Origin of the sequence: Flavobacterium sp. J372 (assembly GCF_024699965.1) — a bacterium.
Classification (GTDB): domain Bacteria; phylum Bacteroidota; class Bacteroidia; order Flavobacteriales; family Flavobacteriaceae; genus Flavobacterium.
Genome location: NZ_JAJOMZ010000004.1, coordinates 761,963 through 781,659, shown reverse-complemented (window position 1 = coordinate 781,659; position 19,697 = coordinate 761,963). Strand labels below are relative to the sequence as shown.

Annotated in this window: 8 protein-coding genes; 6 read left to right on the top strand and 2 right to left on the bottom strand. The window is 42.4% G+C overall.

Annotation, left to right across the window (positions count from 1 at the left end):
- Positions 1–171 precede the first annotated feature (171 nt).
- On the top strand, positions 172–1,431 hold the full coding sequence (locus tag LRS05_RS03845) for a putative DNA modification/repair radical SAM protein (RefSeq protein WP_257867113.1): 1,260 nt from the start codon (positions 172–174) through the stop codon (positions 1,429–1,431).
- The gene (locus LRS05_RS03840) at positions 1,425–2,204 is read left to right on the top strand and encodes a TIGR03915 family putative DNA repair protein (RefSeq protein WP_257867112.1); all 780 of its coding nucleotides are present in this window, start codon (positions 1,425–1,427) and stop codon (positions 2,202–2,204) included. The genes LRS05_RS03845 and LRS05_RS03840 overlap by 7 nt, the downstream gene beginning before the upstream one ends.
- A 106-nt stretch (positions 2,205–2,310) precedes the next feature.
- On the opposite strand, the gene LRS05_RS03835 is transcribed toward LRS05_RS03840, so the two are convergent.
- A complete protein-coding gene (locus tag LRS05_RS03835) occupies positions 2,311–4,767 on the bottom strand; it encodes an AsmA family protein (protein WP_257867111.1) in 2,457 nt (818 codons plus the stop codon).
- A gap of 239 nt (positions 4,768–5,006) precedes the next feature.
- Here LRS05_RS03835 and LRS05_RS03830 point away from each other — a divergent pair, with 239 nt between their 5' ends.
- The gene (locus LRS05_RS03830; RefSeq protein WP_257867110.1) at positions 5,007–5,396 is read left to right on the top strand and encodes a hypothetical protein; all 390 of its coding nucleotides are present in this window, start codon (positions 5,007–5,009) and stop codon (positions 5,394–5,396) included.
- Positions 5,397–5,510: 114 nt separating this feature from the next.
- Here LRS05_RS03830 and LRS05_RS03825 read toward each other — a convergent pair whose 3' ends face one another.
- The gene (locus LRS05_RS03825) at positions 5,511–12,683 is read right to left on the bottom strand and encodes a T9SS type A sorting domain-containing protein (RefSeq protein ID WP_257867109.1); all 7,173 of its coding nucleotides are present in this window, start codon (positions 12,681–12,683) and stop codon (positions 5,511–5,513) included.
- A gap of 352 nt (positions 12,684–13,035) precedes the next feature.
- On the opposite strand from LRS05_RS03825, the gene LRS05_RS03820 reads away from it, so the two are divergent.
- The 3 genes from LRS05_RS03820 (at position 13,036) to LRS05_RS03810 (ending at position 19,506) form a co-directional block, all read left to right on the top strand.
- Positions 13,036–16,065, top strand: coding sequence for a choice-of-anchor D domain-containing protein (locus LRS05_RS03820; RefSeq protein ID WP_257867108.1), 3,030 nt, complete (start codon positions 13,036–13,038; stop codon positions 16,063–16,065).
- 160 nt (positions 16,066–16,225) lie between these two features.
- Complete coding sequence (locus tag LRS05_RS03815) at positions 16,226–16,912, top strand: IPT/TIG domain-containing protein (protein WP_257867107.1); 687 nt, start codon at positions 16,226–16,228, stop codon at positions 16,910–16,912.
- Positions 16,837–19,506 carry a gliding motility-associated C-terminal domain-containing protein gene (locus tag LRS05_RS03810; RefSeq protein WP_257867106.1) on the top strand — a complete coding sequence of 890 codons (2,670 nt, stop codon included), beginning with the start codon at positions 16,837–16,839 and terminating at the stop codon, positions 19,504–19,506. Before LRS05_RS03815 ends, LRS05_RS03810 begins: the two co-directional genes overlap by 76 nt.
- Positions 19,507–19,697: the final 191 nt, after the last annotated feature.

Below are 19,697 nucleotides of genomic sequence, written 5' to 3'. Positions count from 1 at the left end.
AATTAACCTATGCCTTACAAATGACAAATTGTTATTTAAGAAGAATTTAACAGACAATAATAACAAATTTGAAAATACAAACCCTATTTATAAATCACATAATTTTTGTCAAAAAACAAAAATTTAACTTTTTCTAAGCTTTTTTTCTTATATTTGCGAAAATAGTCGGAGATGTTTGAGCGGATAAGAGAGAAATTGACCATTTTAGCTGATGCTGCAAAATATGATGTATCATGCTCATCCAGTGGTGGTAACAGGAAAAATGACAATAAAGGCATAGGTGATAGCTCTAATGGCATATGCCATACATATACTGAAGATGGCCGATGTGTATCACTACTGAAAATACTTCTTACAAATCACTGTATTTATGATTGCGCATTTTGCGTATCGCGTAAAAGTAATGATGTAAAACGTGCCGCTTTTACTGTAGACGAAGTAGTTGAACTTACCATGAGCTTTTACCGTCGAAATTATATTGAAGGGCTTTTCCTGAGTTCGGGCATCTTTAAAAATGCTGACTTTACCATGGAACGCCTGGTACGTATTGTAAAGCGCCTTCGCCTTGAAGAGCGTTTTAACGGCTACATCCATCTTAAAACCATACCTGGGGCAAGTGAAGAATTGCTTACTGAAGCCGGACTTTATGCTGACAGGATGAGCATTAACCTTGAAATGCCTACTGAAACCGGCCTTAAACTTTTGGCGCCGGATAAATCACACGAGGATGTAAAAAAGCCTTTGGGTTTCATTAAGGATACTATTACCCAATACAAAGACGAAAAGAAAACAGGGCTTATAAAAACCATTCCAAAATTTGTGCCTGCCGGGCAGAGCACCCAAATGGTTATTGGCGCAACGCCTGAGACTGATATGGAAATCATGTACAGTGCCGACCAGTATTATAAAAATTATTCGCTGAAGCGGGTGTACTATTCCGGCTATATCCCTATAAGTTATGATAGCCGGATGCCTGTAATTGGCACACAGCCACCATTACTCCGGGAAAACCGCTTATACCAGGCCGACTGGCTTATGCGGTTTTACGGGTTTAATGTAAAAGAGCTGCTTAACCCTGCCAACCCAAGGCTTGATACGGATATGGATCCTAAGCTCAGCTGGGCGCTGCGTAATCTGGACCAGTTCCCTATTGACATTAATAGGGCCGATTATAAAATGATATTGCGCGTACCGGGCATTGGGGTACAATCAGCATTAAAAATTATACAGGCCCGGAAATTTGGAAAATTGCGCAGTGATCAGCTACAAAAAATAGGCATTGCTTATAACAGGGCAAAACATTTTATACGCTGTGCGGACAGCCCTTACCTGCTAAATGAGCCGGATGCTCCATATCTTAAAAATGCTATTCTTGCAGAAAGCAGCAGTAAATATCTTAAGACAGCCCAAAACCAGCTTAGCTTATGGTAACGTTTATATTTGATGGCACATTTGAAGGAGCGCTTACGGCTATATTTGACTTTTATGACCTCAAACCAGCGGGAGGTGCAATTTTAGTATGGGATAAACATTACCAACCTGCCATGCTGGAAGAAAGACATATAATTGTACCTGACGAAGCTAAGGCGAAACGTGTATGGGATGGCCTGAAAAAAAAGCTGTCACCGGAATGGCTGCAGAAATTTTATAAAGTTCACCTGGCCGAAGATGCCCAAACATTTAGTGATCTCTTCAATTTTGCTATATACATATTTGACAATTCGCAAGGCGCAGAAAACAACTTTGGTAATCCGTACGTTATTGCAATCAGAAAAATGGAACGCAGCGTGAGCCGTGAACGCCATCGTATGAAAGCCTTTATTCGCTTCCAGAAAACTGCTGACGGCATATACTATTGCCCTATTGAACCCGACTATAACGTACTGCCTCTCGTAGCCAAATTTTTTAAAGACCGGTATGCTGACCAGCGATGGATAATTTATGATGTAAAACGCAAATACGGGCTGTATTATAATCTGCACCGTGTTGAGGAAATCACTTATGACTTTGTATCAAACATTAACACATCAAAAGTAACACTCCCTTCAGAAATGATTGATGAAAAAGAAGAATTAGCCTCTATGCTTTGGAAAGATTACTTTAACAGCACCAACATACCTGCCCGTAAAAACATGAAGCTGCATATTCGCCACGTACCAAAACGTTACTGGAAATATTTAAATGAAAAAGAGGGGAAAAATTAATAAGTTATTAGTTTAATAGCCACAAGCCACAAGTTCGTTGCCTATTCTACTATATATAAACTCTGAGTTTGGCTTATAACTTGCGGCTATTATATTTAGCTTAACCTTACCCTCTTCCCAATTTAACTTTCACCTTTCCGGTTTCGTCATCATCCTGAGCTGTAAGATGCAATACTATGCCACGGTTGCGCCGTTTTGCCAACTCATCTTCATCGCTTATGTCTTTATCTTTTTTTGGGTTACGTAATGGTACATCTACATTAATGTTTGTACCCTTCCCAAAAGAATACACTCCTGCCACATCCATGTTGAGTACGCTGCTGTTTATTTGCATAGGCTTTATAGTAACCTTTTCGCCTTTAACAATAAATACTCCGTTCAGGTTTTTAAATGTAATATTATCCATATCACGAAACGGGAAAGCATATTTACCAATATTGCGAACAGGCTCAAACTTTATAAGTGCCCCATTTTTAAGACTGAAACCCATATTGCCCTGCATAGATTTTGGTGAAAGTCCGCCATCATTATTCATCAGGCCTGAAAGATTTGCTTTTGCTGACAGCGAACCTTTAAGGTTTTCAGGTTTAAGTGACTCAAGCCCAAAGCTGTTAAACGCTTTGAAAAAACGGTTAACATCTACATTACGCACATCAGCATTTACTGTGTAACGGTTATACTTACCGGTTTGTGCAAGGCTGCCGTTAAGCTTAAGGCCGCCCCCGGCATGATAAAGCCCTGCATCTTTCAGGATAATCGCATTATCGGTAAGCAGCACACTAGCTTTTGCATTAGTGGCATGAAAAGCATTGTAATACAAATTGTCAACTTTTAGTTGCATGTCGACATTGCTTTTTTCAAAAAGTGTATTCAGTTCTTCAGTAAAATTCCCCTTTGTTGGCTTACGCTTAGTTTTTACGCTGCCTGTTCTTTCATTAAGGAAGGCTAAAAATTCACCTAAATGCAGGTTTGGGCTATGTATTTTCCAGTTCAGCACTACTTGTTCAGGCGAATTATAATATACATTCAGGAAGTTTTGGATGCTCCCCTCCATATAAACCGTACTCCTTCCTGTTTTCAAAGTAATTTTACTGATGTTTAAATCGGTATCTGTAAAATCAAGTGCAACATTTACATCATTAAACCTCAGTTTTCTCGGGGTATAAATAACATCTGCACCTTCTATTTTTACAAGGCCTTTCAACTTTGGTTTTGACAGTTTAAAATCTACTATGTCAGCTGTAAAATCAACAGCCACCTGAGCATGCCCTTTTTTAAACTGAAGCAGTTCTGCATCTATAATCTTTCCGAGATGCTTAACTTCAAAATCTGATTTAAAATCTCCCCGCGCAACAGGCTTTTCAAGGTCAAGAATGTAAAACCGCTTCATTTGTACAGGGATTCCATTATAATCACCGGTAAAATCAATAAGCTTCACGGCCGAATTTGCATCGTTGAATCCCTGTTGCCTGATATTATTATTAGTGAATATGCCTTTAAAATTACAGTTGGCAATTTCACCTCCCGGCGTATCAACAACATTATTCTTAACCAAAGCTGTTACATAAATTAACGGGTCTCCTTTTGCATTAAAATCACCTATAAGGTTACATTTTACGCTAATGGGATTTTTAATATCATACATCACAAGCTTACGGGTAATGTTTGGAGACAGCAAATTGGCCGCATCACGCCACAGTATACTTTTATTTTCTATGGCAATAGCGAAATCAGCTGAAGGGCCTCCGGTTTTCATCCTGGCCGCTACATAAAAGTCTTCACCGCCAATATCAAGCTTATTTCTTTTAAAAGTAAGTAATCCGGAATCTTCATTAAATGTAATATCAAACCTGCCCTCGACATGCCTACCTTTTATAAAACTGCCTTTCCGGGTACTGAATGCCATACTGTTAACCATTGTTTTAAGATTCACAACAGCTTTCCATCCTGGCAATGTATACTCAATCTTACCTTTAAAGTTATTTACGCTGAAGCTGTATAATTTACCCATCTTCCGGTTGTCAATCTCCAGGCTCACATCATCAAGCATAATTTTCTTTAATTCAGGAAAACTGCCTCCCTTACCTTCGCCGGTGCTGCGCCCTTTCCTGAATACATTCGTATTGCTATACCCATCGGCTGTGGTATGCAGTGCAATAGCCGCACGGCTTATGCTTACACTCTTAATCTCGACGGTACCGCGAAGCATGGCAAATGTATTTACGGCGATTGCTATTTCTTCCGCCCGCAATAGTGTCTTGCCGTGTTTGGAAAACATGCTGTCGCGTATGGTTACATTTTCAAGCCGGAGGGATATTAATGGGAGACCCTGCAAAAATGTCGGCTCAACATCGCCAATTGTCACCTCGCCGGAGATATTATCATTGACAGATGAAGTAAGCTTTTGAAGCACTCCAGTTTTATTAGAATGTATATACCATGCCAATGACACATAGGCAAAAACAAGTAATACAATAATTACTGTTAACGCGCGCAGAGTGATACGTGCCCATCGGCCGGCTATAAAACGGGATTTATTTTGTGTTGGTATGATTTCCTGCATATTCGCGGCATTGCAAATAAAGATACATATTCAGCATCCAAATAATTCCTCATGAAATGTTAAAGAAACCGGCATTAATTTTAGTGCGAGGATAAGGACTAACTTAAATATTAGCAGGAAAATCTCCGTTAATCCGATAAAAAAATCAGTTTATCGAAAACTAAAAAAATAGCAACCTTGTAATAATGCACATCACATAATGTCATTATAAATTAGCAGTCCAACTATAACTTTACTATATGCCACAAAAAATTTTACTTTATTACCAGATTGCAAAGCGAGCCTTTGAACTGGTGCCGCGACGTAAAAAAACTATCCGCCTGTTGCATCTTGACCACCAGCCTGTAGAAGGGCCTCAAGGCCTGATTTTACTTAAATACAGGTTTAGCAACGCAATTTATTATAGTATTGGCGGTAATAAACTAACTGCCCAGCAGGTTATAATGAAAAGGCCGGCTGAAGGCCAGGAAATACCATTTACAGTTTTCGGACTTTTTAAACAAAATGATTATGTGCTTTCTGCAGCCGGTAATGATGTAGTGCTTACCCGCATTACACAAAAAAGCAGGCCTGCAGAAATTATACGTAATACAGTACCTTACTACACACCAAATCTGGCACATAGTTAAAAAAACCTAACAGCAAAAGAGGGCTTTTACAGCCCTCTTTTTGTTTTTATATATGGCACAAAAATAAAAGGCCTCCCTTTTATGGGAGGCCTTTCTATTTGCATAAGCCTAAGCTTATTTCCTTACAACTTTAAAGTCTTTAGACTTACCTTCAGCAGAAATCCTTACAATGTAAGTTGCCTCCTGAAGCTGGGCCATATTAACATCAACTGTTGCAGTACCAGGGCGCTGGCTTATTACAAGCTGGCCAAGCAGGTTATAAACTTCTACCGAAGTAATTGCGCTGCTGTGACTGATTGTAAGTTTATCTGTCACTGGGTTAGGATAGTATTTCAGGTTTATAAAGCTGAAATCGTCCCTGCCAAGTGCAACACTTACTGTTACAGCAAGCGCAGTTGTGCTGTAGCAAGTACCGCTGGCCGCAGTAGCATAATATGTGTTGCCATTGGTAAGCTGTGTGCCTGGAGAAAGTGGATCTATCCCCGCAAGTGCATCCGCTTCGCTTGCATACCAAGATAGTACGCCTTCAGCTGCTGTGGCCTCAAGGTCTTCGATAGTAGCATCAGCCGGGTCAGCAACAGTAACAGTCTGCGTAATAGCGCCTGTAGGTTGTGCAGGAGCTGTAGTGATGGTTACATCAAACGACTCTTCTGCTGTACAGTTTGGCGTAGTACCGCTTTCAGCATACACATAAATTGTTTGGTTTGCAGAGATAACTGTACCTGCAGCCATCATTGTACCACCTCCGTTTGGAGCGGTGTAGTAGTTACCAACTGTGCGTACAGGAAGTGTATAGCTGCCGCAAGCAGTAACATCTGAAACCGTACCAAGATCTGGCGACTGGTTTACCATTACAGTAAAGCTTTCTTCATCTGAACATCCTGCTGATTCAGCAAATACATAGATAGTCTGGTTAGTAGTGATTACATCACCAGCCATCAGCATAGTTCCTCCGGCGTTAGGAGCAGTAAAGTAGCTGCCTACTGTAAGTGCCGGTAGTGTATAGCTTCCGCAAACAGTTACATTTGCAGGATCATCTACCACAGGAGCAACAGGCTGTGCATTTACAGTTACTGATGCTGAAGCTGTACAACCAATACTGTTTTTAGCCGTTAGCGTATAAGTACCCGGAGCAACATTTGCAAACTCAAGCTCTGATTGGAAATCAGTACCGTTAATGCTGTATGTGTAACCTGTACCCAGTGATGTAACAGTAATTGTACCTGTTGCAACACTACAGGTAGGCTGAGTTACAGCAGCTACCGGAGCATCAAATGAGCTTATAGTAACAACTACTGCTACACGTGCACTTTCACATCCGTCAATAGTTTGAGATACATAGTATGTACCTGCAGTTACAACATCTGTAGATGCAAGTGCAGTACCGTTTATTTGAACATTATACCACTTAAGGCCTGTACCGCTAGCTACAAGGTTAGCCACTGTAGCGCCGGCACAAACAGTCTGGTTTGATGCTGTTGGTAAAGCTACCGCGTTTACAGTAAGCATACCGTTTACATTTGATGTACCATTCCAGGCACCGCCACCACCGGCATTATATGCGCCATACCAGTAAGCACCTGTTAAATATTGATAACGGAAAGCATAGTAATATGTACCTGCAGCAAGGCCGCTGATTGTATATTTATACTCATCGTCATTATCAACCTGAACATTATATTGTGCAGCATTCCACTGCGCTTCAGTCCAGGTTGCAGGGTCGGTGTTTGTTGTTGAAATACCTACCCACGCTTTCATATTAGGGTTTGCACCCGCAGCTTCGGTAATATTTTCTTTCCATACTTTACCATATACAGTTTCTGTACCACATGTATTTATGGTTGCGCTAGGCGGCCATTGCAGGTTACCCCAGCCTATAGCACAATCAACAGCGCTAATTGTAACTGTTGCAGTAACAGGGCAGGTTGTTCCTGCAGTTGCTGTATACAGTATAGCACCAGCTGCCGCAGGTTTCACATACACCATATTTGCATTACTGCCAGACACGTAAGCTGTAGTTGCAGCTGCGTCAGTATAAAGGTTTGTGGCCGGTGACCATGTAACACTTTCAGGCTTAGTAAGCCCAAATACCATATTTGGCCTTTTAGCCTGTGTGTAAGTAATTGTTGTACCTGCACAAGCATTAGCATCATCTACTCTGTAAACCAATGAACTGTTGAATGCTGTTGTAGTATATTTACTAAGCGCATTGTTAGTAAAGTTTGTACCTGCACCTGTAGTATCGTTAGTGTGACAAACCTGAACAATTATATTAGACGTACCATTCCATGTAAAATTAGTGCTAAATACGTGCGTGTTTGCACCTGATACAGGTTGATAGTCAACAGGGCCAAATACTGTGGTAAGGCCTGTTTCCCATGTAGCGATAGCTGACTGTGCAGTATTTCCGATACTTATAGTGTATGCTTTATGTAAGCCTGAAGCATTAAGTGTAGTAACATCAAATGTAATATTATTAATTATACTACCTGCTGACATACCAAGTGCTGTAAGCTCACTTGCGCGTATAAGATACTGCTGTTTTGTATTTTCATAATAAGCACCATATGGCGCAGGGTAAGCTGCGTTTGTGGTATTGCTCGCATTTAGCGTAACATCTGTACCAACAATTGCTTGTCCCGGTATTGTTGCGCCAGTAGCAGTAAGCGACTGTACAGTGCCTATACATGTGCTTGTTGCACCTGAATTTGTAATTGTAAGGGCTGTTGGCACAGTATTAACTGTAACGGCAACTGTAGCGCTTGCAGTACATAAGTCACCCGAACTTTGTGAAGCGTTAAGAGTATAGGTGCCTGATACAGTTGGGTTGAATGTCCATCCTGTAACAGCGTTACCGCTTACGCCTGAAGCAGGCGTCCAGCTGTAATTGCTATAATCTGTACCTCCGGCAGTAATTGTTACAGGCGCTGATGTTGCACCATTACATATAGTAACAGTATTAGTACTAAGTGTAAGAGCAGGAGGCGTGTTTACAGTAGCTGTAACTTTAACCCTCGGTGAAGAACAAACTGTATTAAAGTTCCAGTTATAGAAATAATAATACGTAGTAGATGTACCCGTTATATAACCGCTGGTAATAGTGCCTACTGTACCTAACGCATAAGGGAAAGCGGTTCCTGTAAATTCACGAATCATGCTTGGCCCTGATATTGCCAAAAGCCTCAAGCCTGTTCCTGCAGGAATTTCCCAGTTTAAAGGTATTGAATATTGTACCGGGTTTGTAGCATTACCGGCTGGCACCGCAAATGTACCTGCCAAAAGCTGAACGCCTGAACTGTTTTGTAATACCATACTAACGTTTCCGGCAGTAGTTGAGTTTAGGTATACATCAACTGAATTTAGCTTAAAGCCATTACTGTTGAAAACAAGTCCGTATGTTGACGGTGTTGTACCGCCGTCTGTTGTGGCTACAGTCATTTTTCCTCCTACAGATGGGGCGCCTGTAACTTCAGCTGCCACATAATAATCTGTAGTTGCAGAAACTGAAGGTGAGTAAGTATCACCTGTAGCTATTGCTGCACCACCAGTTTGGGCAGTATACCATTTTACGGTACTTCCGGCTGAACCGGCTGCACCAAGGTTTACTATACCTGCGCCACAACGTGTATCGCCACTGCTGGCCGTGATATTATTTGTAAATTGTACAAATACAGAAGTTGATGTGCCCACTGCCGGGCCTGCAGAACATGTCACCTTAAGCTGGTAATATGTAGGCGCTGCAGGGGTAACAGTTAATGTTGCGGCTGTAGCGCCATCAATATCTGTAAAGTTTACACCGTTTGCTGAACTTTGCCACTGGTATGACACTCCAGATCCGTCAGTGGCATTCTCTACTGATAATGATACTGAAGTACCTAAACAGATTGAGGTTGCCGAAGCTATTGTGTTGCCCGGATTTGGTGTACCTGAACAAAGATTAGATTTAGCATACGAGATAAACCCTGTATAATCACCTGCTGCTGCAGGTGTAGTTGATTGTATTGTTGTTGGCGGCCCTGCCACAAATGTAGCGGTAGAACCAAAAGTGCTGTTATATTGACCGGCGGCGGCATTAGCCATTACCGGTATATTGTCTGCCACGAATGTTCCTCCAAGCCTTACATTAACATTATTTACAGTACCTGATACCAAAGGAGCTTCCCATCTTCTGTTTGAAGCTAGGTCCATAATTGCCGCATTGGCAGTACCTGTATTTGAATCAAAAGCTTCAGCTCTCATTACAGCTACAGATGTAGTTGCCGGAGCCAGCCATATAGGGGCGTAAGCTGTCTTACCTACAGGGAAATGTATGTAGTTTGTATTGGCATTGTTATTAGCAATCGTTCTTTCAAACGGCCCGTTTATGTACGCAGTGGCACTGCCCCCGGTAAGTGTACCTGCAGCAGTAGCAGTACCAAGTGTAAGCATGTTATCACTATCAGTATTAATCTTACCTGCCGTAAGTGTAAGTGTACCGCTCACCCTGATTGGGCTGGCAAGTGTTACACCCTGAGCATTGCCGTTATTAATGGATAATGCTGCGAAGTTTGCCGTAGGCGAAGTTGCCAGGTTAGCAATTGTACCATTATTTACAAATGTTTGCGCGTTAAGCGATGGGCCAAACGTAAGTACCGTACCTGTATTGCTGGCAACAACTGCCGCAGTTGTGCCGGTTGTATTTACAAAAGTACCATCTACTTCAAGGTTACCGCCAATAATAAGGCTAGCCGCAGTAAGAGTACTGTTAGATGTAACAGTTACATCACCGTTTGCAGTAAGTTGGTAAACTGTTGTAACGTTACGGTTTGTACCACCGTTGCCATTTACAGCTATATTGCCAAAAGATAAATATGCTGATGACGCCCAGTTATTGATATAGAAACCGCTTGTGCTACCCCCGGCGTCTGAAGACACGCCATCACCAAATACTGTAGTATGCAGTAACGAAGCAGTTAGTGTTGAAACTGTTGGTGTACCATTGCTAAAAAATAGTGTATAACCATTTGTATTGGTTGTGGCTATGTGCGGGTCTATAAAGGTTAGAATACCTGCACTTAGGCTGATATTTGTTGACAACTGGTTAAATAGCGGAGTGCCTGATGGTACAGATTCTGCCACCACCCCATTATTACCGTCAATATAAATTTCACCCCCAAGCTGGGCAAAAGTTGATGTTGCAGTATTATTGAGATTACCGTTTATATACAGGCTTCCTCCTGACACTGTAAGTGTACCGTTATTTGTAAGCGTGTTATTATACAACGTACAGCCAACTGTCAGGTCTCCGCTGGCAACAACAAGCGTTGCACCAGTGCTTATTGTAATACCTTTAACTTCATTAATAGTACTGTTAACGGTAACTGTGTGCCCCGCCTGAATATTTACTGAAGTATTACAATTAGGTACTGCGCCGTTGCTCCAGATAGCAGGGTTATTCCAGTCACCACCGGCAAGTGAAATTACAGGAAGGTCAGCTGAGTTTAATGCCAGGGCAAATGGCGCCGCTGTAAGCTCTGCCGCAGTAAGGCCAACCCTTTGTCCGCCTGGTGTTATAGTACCCGCCTGATGTGTACCAACAAATGTGTTGCCTTGTATTACCCTAACATTTGCTGCTGAAGGTGTAAGACCAAATATTCCCGGTGCCTGTATATGCACTTTAAAAGTTGTAGCCGCAAGCGGCGTACCAGCAAGCGCAGATGCAGACCATGTGTCATTTGATTTAAGATTTGCGGTATATGCACCGTCAGCTACGTTTATAGCACTTGTACCCGCAGCCTCATTATATGTCATAGCAAGTACGCCTCCGGCTGACGCAGGGCTTAATCTTTCTATCCATGCCGACCTGTTTTGATTAGCAGCATTAACAAACGGATATCTTGATGTAGCTGTAGTAACATCAGCGCCTGCTGTAAAAGCGCTACCTGTTCCTGCTGCCGTAAACCAACGCCCGAAAACAGTTCCGGTGCCAAATCCACCCGAGGTATATGTTAATGTTCCTGTAGACGGTGCAGATGTACCTAGTACTATTGGCATACTGCCTGATGAAGTAATCTTACCGGCAACAAATGTAAGAGTATTGCCTACAGAAAGTGACCCTGCAGGTTGGCCGCTGATTGCGCTTGTGCCATTAAACGTAACTCCTGCAGAAGAAGTATTATTTACAGTAACCTGGCTAAAGTTGGCTGTTGGCGATGTTGCCAGGTTTCGTACTGTAGCGCCCGGAGCTATAGTTACCGTTGAAGGGTTTGTACCTACCACAAAACTTGTTCCTGATGCCTGTGCAAAATAAGCAGTTCCGCTTGCGGTCCAGGTAGCGCCAGAGTTGATAGTAACATTACCGGTAATATACATGGTAATGCTGTTCATGTCTAACTCAGCTGTGTCATAAACCGTGACATTGCCTCGTATACCATTACTGTATGTAAAAAGCCTTACTTTGCGGTTATTGGCTGATGGCCCATACACTTCAAAGTTACCCCAGTTCAGCTTGCCGCTTCCGACATAGTTATATATTAGGAAGTTGGCAGTACTTCCACCCGCATCTGCAGAGACACCATTCCCGAATTTAATGGTGTGGTTAACAGATACTTCTGCTGTTGCAGAGGTATTGTAATAAAACGAGTAATGAGAAGTGCCTGTAGAAGCAGGAGGGTCAAGAATAGTTATAGATCCTCCCGTCCAGTTTACTGCATTTGCAGCTGTAATGTTAAGCGAGTATTGGGTTGACGTTGTACTTGTTGCAGCAACGCCGGCATTATTAGGGTCAATTATGATTGACCCTCCGCTTTGGCTGAAATTACCTGAGGTGTAACTAAGGTAGCCATCAATGTTAATGGTTCCGCCTGAAACATTCAATGTTCCGCCATTAATAAGCAGCACTGAATTCTTTTGAGCATTAATACCGACCGTAAGCGTATTTGAAGCTACAGCCAATGATCCCGAAGTTACTGTTAGCTGCCTTACCGCTGCATTACCTGTTAATGTTAATGCAGCACTGTTTGCTACGATAAAATTATCGGCATTTGAGATTGCCGAAGGAGCAGTCCCCGTACCGTCAGTTGCGGTTCCCCAGCTGTTAACATCATTAAAATCCGTAGCCGTTGCTTTGGAATAATAACTTGTCTGGGCGTAGGCCCCCAAGCAGGAAAACAGCATTACAGCTAATAAGGCTGTAACATAAGAAGCATTTATACTGCTGCCAGGTGATTTGGTCACAGTAAAATCTTCTGTCTGTTTTTTTGCAGAAAGCCCTAAAGCCTGCTGCAGCACAAAGTAGATTTGATTCATAAAAATTTTATTAATATTTCTTTAACAACTAACAAATGTATAAATATTAGTAATTGCTTTTCAACATCCTTAAAAATTTTCTTTAATTATTATCGCATCTTTAAAGATTTACAGGTAATGGCATAAATGATAGATGGTATTTTAATATATAATGACATTGTAATTAAGTTTACAATTCCTGAAGCTACACTCTTGTTTATTAGCACTTTATTAACACAGGAATGATGAAACCTTAGCCTCGAAAACGATTTCTGTATCATTCCTCAATATACCTTTGGTTCACTAAAGCGATAAAACCCTGCAGGTAGAAAAATGCTTTAACAGAACATTCACCAACTTAAAATTATTAATCATGTTTAGAAAAAGATTCTTTTTAGCCATTGCCATGGCAGGGATGACCATTGCCGGTGCAGTGACCACCAACCTCTTCTCGGGTTTTGATGCTGCAACTGCCGCAGTAGTTGAATGTACGGGCGGGGGCTCTGAAAGCTTTGCCAACATACCGGCAAGTTCAAGCACTTACTCAACACGTACCTGGACGGGCGATAACGGCCTTGCCTGGAGCGCAACAGATTCTCGTACAGACCAGACTTTAACCGGTAAAGCTATTGCTGTAAGAACCGGGACTATTAAAAACACTGTACCTGCTGCAGGAGGCGTGGGCACACTAAGCTTTAAGTACAAAAGGGTATTTACAGGCAACTCTACATTAAAGGTATATGTAAACGGCGTACAATTTGGCGGTGATATCACGGTATCATCAGAAACTGCTGCAACATTTTCTTATCCTGTAAATGTTACAGGAAATGCCACAATCGAAATCAAAAACAGCGGCAACCGCACCATTGTTGATGACATTGCTTGGACGTGCTACTCAACTCCTGTAACAGGCCCTGAAATTCAGCTTGCAAATGCCGCCGGAACAAATGCCGACTGCGGAAGCCTTGAAATTGATTTTGGCTCTCAGGCAACAGGTGTTTATACCGACGCTGTTTTCACTGTAAAAAATATCGGCACAACTGCACTTAATGTATCTTCTGTATCACTTAGCAACAATACAGATTTTGCAGTTATATCTCCGGTAGGTGCATTTTCTGTACCGGCATCGGGTTCTGCTATTGTTCTTGTACGTTTTGAGGCTGCCACCGGCGGCTTAAAGACATCTACACTTACCCTTACAAGCAATGATGATAATGAAGGCTCATGTACTGTAAACCTTACAGGTGTTGCCCTTGAGCTTTGTGCCGCGCCTGATGTTACTGGCGCTACAGTAGCTGTTGATAGTATTACAGCATCATCGGCCAATGTTGATGTGCTTGATGTTTTGGCAGATAACTACCTTGCCGTACTTTCATTAGACAATACTCTTACAGCCATTCCTGTAGACGGAACCACTTATACAGTAGGTGACAGCATAGGCGGAGGTGTGGTAGTTTACAATGGTAACAATGCCGCATTTACACTGGCAGACCTTGCTGAAAACACTGATTATTACCTGTTTGTATATGCATACAACAATGTTGACTGTACACAGGGGCCAATATTCGCGCGTGAGCTTACAGGAGAATTCACTACGCCTGTTGCCCCGTGCATTGGCGCTACTGAAACTTTTACTAACATGCCGGCAAACTCCAGCGCTTATGCCACAAGGACGTGGACAGGTGACAACGGTGTTGCATGGAGCGCTACAGACGCAAGGACAGACCAGACACTTACAGGCAGGGCTATCGCTTTACGCACAGGAACACTTGAAAATACCACCCCTGTAACAGGCGGTATAGGAACGCTTTCATTCAACTACAAGCGTGTGTTTACAGGCAACTCTACACTTAAAGTTTTTGTAAACGGTGTACAATATGGCGGAGACATCACTGTATCTTCAGATACTGCAACGCTTTTCTCTGAGCCTATTGATGTACCTGGAGATGTTACTGTTGAAATACAAAACAGCGGCAACAGGGTGATTATTGACGACCTTACATGGAATTGCTACACAGTATCTGAAACGGCAGAAATTCAATTGCTTGACGCTAACGGAATAAGCAAAACATGCGGCAACCTTACTATTGATTTTGGTGTGGTGAAAATCAACACTGACAGCCTTGCGACATTCACAATCAAAAACCAGGGACAAACAGCGCTAGATGTAACTGCATTAACCCTTAGCGATTCAATAAACTACTCTATAGTTTCTCCTGTAGCGCCGTTTACAGTTGACTCTCTCAATGTTCAGGAAGTTGTTGTAAAATTCAACAGCGCTGTTGCGGGTAATAATCCGGCTACGCTTACAATTGAAAGCTCTGATATTGATGAAGCTTCATGTGTGGTTAACCTGTCTGCTGAAGCTCAGGATGTATGTGTTGCACCTGACAATGCTGCGGGCGCTATAGCTGTTTCTAACGAAACTATTGAAGGTGCAGATGTAACTATAACAGGAATTACTACTACAGGATATGTAATAGTTGTAAGTGAAGGCGGAACCGTTACACCACCTGTAAACGGCACTGTATATGAAGCCGGTGATTCGCTTGGCGATGGTACGGTAGTATATGCAGGCCCTGACAGTGCAGTTACAATTGAAGGGCTTAATGCTTCTGCAACATATGCTCTCTTTGTTTATGCTTACAACAATTCAGGATGCCTTGAAGGCCCTGCTTACAGCGCAGGCCTTGAAGATGAGCTTTCAACGCTTGAAGGCCCATGCGGCGGTGCAGAAACTTTTGCAAATATGCCTGCCAATGCAAGTTCTTATGCTACAAGGAACTGGACAGGAGATAATGGTGTGACATGGACTGCTACAGATGCAAGGACAGACCAGACCTTAAACGGAAGGGCTATTGCCGTAAGAGTTGGTAAAGTAGAAAATACTTCTGTAATTACCGGCGGAATCGGTACGCTTACTTTCTCATATGCCAGGGTATTCACAAACAACTCTGTAATTAAGGTTTTTGTAAACGATATGCAATATGGCGCTGATATTGTAGTATCTTCTACAACTCCGGCTGTTTATTCTGAACCTATAAATGTTGCCGGTAATGCTACAATCAGGATTGAAAACAGCGGTAATAGGTCGGTTATAGACGATATTGCATGGACATGCTACAGCGACTCTGCAAGGCCTGCTCAAACATTTAGCGCTCCCGTTAAAGAAGAAGGTGTAAAGCTTTACCCTAACCCGACTGACGGTAAATTTAACGTGGCACTGCCCGAAGGTAATGAAAGCGCGCAGGTTGAGGTTTTCAATACAATGGGTAAACTGGTACTTTCTAAAAAAGTAAATGCCAATGAGCCTGTTGATATGAGCAGCGCCGGAAAAGGAATGTACATGGTAAATGTAACTGCTGCCGGAAAAACAACATCTAAAAACGTTGTTATAAAATAACAGTTACCTTACATAAAATTTAAGCCCCGTATCCGGGGCTTTTTTTGTGTCTAAGAACTAACTATTTGTTAAAATTGTCTTAATAAACATCTTGTACTAATAAGGTAGCTTGCGCAGCATTTGTCTTTTTGGCATTTGAGAAAACCGTAAACTCCCCGTTATGAAAAAACAGCTAAATATTTTAAGTACAATATTCATTTATGTGATATTGTTTTCAGCGAGCATATCGGCTCAAACAACAAACGCTTCACCCCAATGCACTAATCCTGCAATTTCATCTGTGTTTCCTGCAACGGGCCCGGTTGGTACAGTTGTAACCATTACCGGCAGCGGATTCCAGACGGGCGCAGGTATAAGCAGTATTAAATTCGGAGGTGTGAGTGCAGCATCATTTATTGTAATTTCAGATACATCTTTAAAAGCAGTAGTGCCTGCAAATGCTAATAACGGAAGCATAAGCGCCACTACTGAAACCTGTACAGGCACGGGCGGTAATTTTACGGTAACATACTCTAACTGCAGCATATCATCTTCCGGAGGGAGTGAAATCTATATATCCGAACTTTATGACCAAAAAACAGGCAGCGGCGGTATGGTAGAGCTATATAACCCTACCAACAATGCTATTGTGCTTACAGGCACTTATGTTTTGCAGCGTTACGGCAATATTTCAGACAATACCCCAACGCCGGGTTATATACTTAACATTACCGGCACAATTGATCCTGAATCTACCTTCCTTGTAGCAGGCTCTTTACCCAACCCCGCCATTTGTATTGCCCCCCCAATAACAATGATAATAGTTTTGTTTCAGGGTTTAATGACAATGATAAGATTGAACTGCTGAAAAACGGACAGCGGATTGATATTGTAAATACCCCGAGTTCACAGCCGGGCTTTACAATGATACGCAAGCCTGATGCAATTGCACCGGATGCTGTATATGAAAGCAACGACTGGAATATTACCTTACACAATGACACTACCCCAAATAATTATTGTGATAATTTGGGCAGCCATGGTACTACGCCGCCACCTGCGCCAACCATTACTATGCAGCCTGCTAATATCCCCGTATGCCCCGGCGGTGACTCATTTTTTGAAATCGCTATCAGTGCACCTGCAGGCTTTACCTACCAATGGAAAGTACTTAATGCCGCTGGTAACTGGGTAAATGTGGCGAATAATGCAAATTACTCAGGAGCTACTACAAATAAGCTTATACTTAATGATATCCCTGCCTCCTTTGAAGGAAACCAATATTATTGCGTAGCCACTTTGGGTACGTGTATACTGGCAAGCAATGCTGTACAGCTTTCACTTATAGCCCCTCCGGCCGCTCCTGTAGCTGTTGTTATTCAACCAACTTGTACTACGCCTGCAATAATAACTGTAACCCCTGTTGCGAGTGTGACTTACAGCATTGACGGAATAAATTATCAAGCCAGCAATATATTCAACAACGTAGCTGCCAACACCTATAATATTACCGTTAAAAATGCCGCTGGTTGTGTGTCGCCTGCGGTGGCTGTAACTGTAAATCCTGCTCCCGGCGCGCCGGCCGCTCCTGTAGCTGTTGTTACCCAGCCGACATGTACATCTGCTGCAACAATAACAGTAACGCCTGTTGCGGGTGTAACCTATAGCATTGACGGGATTAATTACCAGGCAAGCAATGTCTTCAACAACGTATCGGCTAATACCTATAATGTTACGATAAAAAATGCCGCTGGTTGTGTGTCGCCTGCGGTGGCTGTAACTGTAAATCCTGCTCCCGGCGCGCCGGCCGCTCCTGTAGCTGTTGTTACCCAGCCAACGTGTACCACACCTGCAATTATAACGGTTACGCCGGTTGCGGGTGTAACCTACAGCATTGACGGGATTAATTACCAGACAAGCAATATATTCAATAATGTACCTGCCAATACGTATAATGTTACGGTAAAAAATGCCGCGGGATGTGTGTCGCTTGCTGTAAGCGTGACTGTAAATACTGTACCGGGCGCTCCTGCCGCTCCTGTGGCTGTTGTTACTCAGCCAACGTGTACCACACCTGCTACAATAACAGTAACGCCGGTTGCGGGTGTAACCTATAGCATTGACGGGATTAATTACCAGGCCAGCAATGTCTTCAACAACGTATCGGCTAATACCTATAATGTTACGATAAAAAATGCCGCTGGTTGTGTGTCGCCTGCGGTGGCTGTAACTGTAAATCCTGCTCCCGGCGCGCCGGCCGCTCCTGTAGCTGTTGTTACCCAGCCAACGTGTACTACGCCTGCAATAATAACTGTAACCCCTGTTGCGGGTGTGACTTACAGCATTGACGGAATAAATTATCAAGCCAGCAATATATTCAACAACGTAGCTGCCAACACCTATAATATTACCGTTAAAAATGCCGCTGGTTGTGTGTCGCCTGCGGTGGCTGTAACTGTAAATCCTGCTCCCGGCGCGCCGGCCGCTCCTGTAGCTGTTGTTACCCAGCCAACGTGTACCACACCTGCAATTATAACGGTTACGCCGGTTGCGGGTGTAACCTACAGCATTGACGGGATTAATTACCAGACAAGCAATATATTCAATAATGTACCTGCCAATACGTATAATGTTACGGTAAAAAATGCAGCGGGATGTGTATCACCTGCAGTTAGCGTAGTTGTAAATACTGTACCGGGCGCTCCTGCTGCTCCTGTGGCTGTTGTTACCCAGCCGACATGTACCACTCCTGCAATTATAACGGCTACGCCAGTTGCGGGTGTAACCTATAGCATTGACGGGATTAATTACCAGGCAAGCAATATCTTCAACAACGTAGCGGCTAATACCTATAATGTTACGGTAAAAAATGCGGCGGGATGTGTGTCGCCTGCTATTACTGTAACTGTGAACCCGGACACTGGTGTTATCCCTGAAATTGGAAGTACAGAAGGATGCAGAGAAACCATTTCAGGCAGGAAATACATACTGGAAGCACTTCCGCTTAATAACTCTTTCGATGTTGCAACATCAGCATTTGAGTGGCGTGATGCATCAGGCCAGCTGCTTTCATCAGGTGAAAATACATTTGATGCCACTGAATATTTCCAGGAAAACACTGTCCAATTTCCTTTCAATATAACAGTGAAAGTAACTGCAAATGGCGGATGCTCACAAACCTTTACATTTATAATAAACGGTATTTTCTGCGATGTGCCAAAAGGTATTTCGCCAAATAATGATTCTAAAAATGACAGCTTTAATTTGGCAGGCCTAAATGTTAGCAGGCTGTTGATTTATAATCGTTACGGAAAAGAAGTATACTCCAAAAACAATTATGTAAATGAATGGCATGGCCAGGGGAGTAATGATAATGAGCTGCCGACAGGTACTTATTATTACATTATTGAGGCCTCCGGAACATCAAAAACCGGATGGGTATATATTAACCGCGAAAACTAGTTTTAATCTTTCAAAAGTTAAAGGCCGCAGTATTGTAGCTCTTAACTTTTCATTAACACTCGTAACATTAAGTTTAAATTTAAGTGATTAAAAAATAACTATTTACAAATTAGCTTTCATCTTATATCATCTAATTTCGGCCTGTTAAAACCAATGGGAAATGCAACAGGATATGAGCAGGCTTTTTACTA

Coding starts and splice junctions, on each gene's coding strand:
- LRS05_RS03825 (WP_257867109.1), bottom strand. CDS start 12,683: ATGAATCAAATCTACTTTGTGCTGCAGCAGGCTTTAGGGCTTTCTGCA.
- LRS05_RS03845 (WP_257867113.1), top strand. CDS start 172: ATGTTTGAGCGGATAAGAGAGAAATTGACCATTTTAGCTGATGCTGCA.
- LRS05_RS03820 (WP_257867108.1), top strand. CDS start 13,036: ATGTTTAGAAAAAGATTCTTTTTAGCCATTGCCATGGCAGGGATGACC.
- LRS05_RS03830 (WP_257867110.1), top strand. CDS start 5,007: ATGCCACAAAAAATTTTACTTTATTACCAGATTGCAAAGCGAGCCTTT.
- LRS05_RS03835 (WP_257867111.1), bottom strand. CDS start 4,767: ATGCAGGAAATCATACCAACACAAAATAAATCCCGTTTTATAGCCGGC.
- LRS05_RS03815 (WP_257867107.1), top strand. CDS start 16,226: ATGAAAAAACAGCTAAATATTTTAAGTACAATATTCATTTATGTGATA.
- LRS05_RS03840 (WP_257867112.1), top strand. CDS start 1,425: ATGGTAACGTTTATATTTGATGGCACATTTGAAGGAGCGCTTACGGCT.